The 411-nt window shown below is 68.6% G+C and carries 1 protein-coding gene; it reads left to right on the top strand.

Annotated elements, in window-relative coordinates:
* On the top strand, positions 1–411 hold a 411-nt coding region (locus tag MOV74_RS40385; RefSeq protein ID WP_246933132.1), incomplete at both ends, for a histidinol dehydrogenase.

Here is a 411-nt window from a genome sequence, read left to right as displayed (position 1 = left end):
CTGCTCGAGGCCACGGCAAAGTTCGACCGGCTGACGTTGGATGCATCCAAGCTTCGCGTCACCGCCGCCGAGATCGAAGCCGCGACAAAGGCCTGCGATGCCGCGACCCTCGATGCGCTCAAGCTCGCGCGCGACCGCATCGAGACCTATCACCGCCGCCAGCTGCCGACGGACGAACGCTTCACCGACCCGCTCGGCGTCGAGCTCGGCTGGCGCTACACCGCGATCGAATCTGCCGGCCTCTATGTGCCCGGCGGCACCGCGGCCTATCCATCCTCGGTGCTGATGAACGCCGTGCCCGCAAAGGTCGCCGGCGTCTCGCGCCTCGTGATGGTGGTGCCCTCGCCCGACGGCAAGCTCAATCCGCTGGTGCTGGCGGCCGCGCATCTCGGCGGCGTCAGCGAGATCTAC

Source organism: Bradyrhizobium sp. SHOUNA76 (assembly GCF_023006445.1).
Lineage (GTDB): Bacteria > Pseudomonadota > Alphaproteobacteria > Rhizobiales > Xanthobacteraceae > Bradyrhizobium.
This window is presented reverse-complemented; position numbering and strand designations above follow the sequence as displayed.